Below are 779 nucleotides of genomic sequence, written 5' to 3'. Positions count from 1 at the left end.
CCCGAAACCAGGTGATCTACCCATGACCAGGTTGAAGTTCAGGTAACACTGAATGGAGGACCGAACCGACTTACGTTGAAAAGTGAGCGGATGAGTTGTGGGTAGCGGAGAAATTCCAATCGAACCTGGAGATAGCTGGTTCTCTCCGAAATAGCTTTAGGGCTAGCCTCAAGTGATGATTATTGGAGGTAGAGCACTGTTTGGACGAGGGGCCCTTCTCGGGTTACCGAATTCAGACAAACTCCGAATGCCAATCAATTTAACTTGGGAGTCAGAACATGGGTGATAAGGTCCGTGTTCGAAAGGGAAACAGCCCAGACCACCAGCTAAGGTCCCAAAATATATGTTAAGTGGAAAAGGATGTGGCGTTGCCCAGACAACTAGGATGTTGGCTTAGAAGCAGCCATCATTTAAAGAGTGCGTAATAGCTCACTAGTCGAGTGACACTGCGCCGAAAATGTACCGGGGCTAAACATATTACCGAAGCTGTGGATTGTCCGTAGGACAATGGTAGGAGAGCGTTCTAAGGGCGTTGAAGCATGATCGCAAGGACATGTGGAGCGCTTAGAAGTGAGAATGCCGGTGTGAGTAGCGAAAGACGGGTGAGAATCCCGTCCACCGATTGACTAAGGTTTCCAGAGGAAGGCTCGTCCGCTCTGGGTTAGTCGGGACCTAAGCTGAGGCCGATAGGCGTAGGCGATGGATAACAGGTTGATATTCCTGTACCACCTAAATTCGTTTTAAGCGATGGGGGGACGCAGTAGGATAGGCGAAGCGTG

Annotated in this window: 1 rRNA gene; it reads left to right on the top strand. The window is 49.9% G+C overall.

The features are described from left to right. A 23S ribosomal RNA gene (locus RPL90_RS04115) occupies window positions 1-779 on the top strand; the annotation flags it as partial.

The organism is Staphylococcus kloosii (assembly GCF_032139365.1).
GTDB lineage: Bacteria > Bacillota > Bacilli > Staphylococcales > Staphylococcaceae > Staphylococcus > Staphylococcus kloosii_A.
Note: the sequence above shows the minus strand (reverse complement) of the source record. Positions and strands in the feature narration are given on the sequence as shown.